This window comes from Streptomyces sp. NPDC026206 (assembly GCF_040638465.1).
GTDB lineage: Bacteria > Actinomycetota > Actinomycetes > Streptomycetales > Streptomycetaceae > Streptomyces.
The window spans coordinates 1-1,320 of the sequence record NZ_JBEZYL010000053.1 but is presented as its reverse complement, the minus strand read 5'-3'; the positions used below and the strand labels follow the sequence as shown (position 1 = coordinate 1,320).

1 protein-coding gene is annotated in these 1,320 nt (G+C 66.7%); it reads right to left on the bottom strand.

Going from position 1 to position 1,320, the window contains the following annotated elements:
* On the bottom strand, window positions 1–1,320 hold a 1,320-nt coding region (locus AB0F13_RS27810), incomplete at both ends, for an amino acid adenylation domain-containing protein (RefSeq protein ID WP_362087956.1).

Sequence of the window (1,320 nt, the reverse complement as noted above, 5' to 3'; positions counted from 1 at the left end):
CCGGCACGCCACCGCACCACATCACCCGTGCGATACATCCGCGCACCAGGACCACCGAACGGATCAGCCACAAACCGCCCCGCCGTCAGCCCCGCACGACCGAGATAACCACGCGCCAGACCCACACCCGCCACATACAACTCACCAGCAACACCCGGCGGCACCAACCGCAACGAACCATCCAGCACATACACCCGCGTGCCCAACACCGGAACACCGATCGACGGCACACCCACCTCGACAGCAAGCGGTTCACTGACCGACACCGCCACCGTCGACTCAGTAGGCCCATAGGCATTCACCATCCGACGACCCGGCGCCCACCGCTCCACCAACCCCGGCGAACAGGCATCCCCACCCACGATCAAACAGGCGAACTCCGGCAACTCCACCGCCGGAACACTGGCCAACGCCGCCGGCGGAATCAACGCATGCGTCACCCGACGACCGGCAATCACCTCCGCCAGCAACTCACCCGCCAACGGACCCGGCTCCGGAACCACCAACGTCGCACCCGACGTCAACGCCACGCACAACTCCAGCACCGACGCATCAAAACTCGGCGAAGAGAACTGCAGCACCCGGCTCCCGGCCCTCACGGCAAACCGCTCACGCCCCGTCGCCGCAAACGCAGCAAGACCCGCATGCGTCACCACCACACCCTTGGGCACACCCGTCGAACCAGACGTATAGATCACATACGCAGGACTGTCGACGGACACCGGACCCACCGGCACCACCTCAACACCCGGCAGCCCCGCCTCGTCCAGCACCACCACCGTCAAACCATCGACATCCGGCACCACATCCGCATACGCCGACGTCGTCACCACAGCGGCAGGCTTCGCATCACCGAACATGAACCCGATACGCTCCGCCGGATAATCCGGATCCACCGGCAAATACGCCGCACCGGCCATCTGCACCGCCAGCGAAGCCACCACCGACTCCACCGACCGGCCCAGCACCAGAGCCACCACCCGCTCCGGACCCACACCCACACCACTCAACCGCGCCGCCAACCGCCCCGCACGCGCACCCAGCTCCGCATACGTCAACGACAGACCCGCCGACTCCACCGCCACCGCATCCGGCGTACGAACCACCTGCGCAGCGAACAACTCCGGGAACGAAACCCGCTCCACCAGCCCGCCATCCGCAAGACTCCAGCCCTCCGCGAACCCCGCCCGCTCCTCCTCCGACAACAACTCCACCGACGCCAACACACGACCCGGATCCGCCACCAACGCCTCCAGCACCCGCACCAGACGACCGCCGATACCCTCCACCACCACCCGCTCGAACAGATCCGGCCGGTAG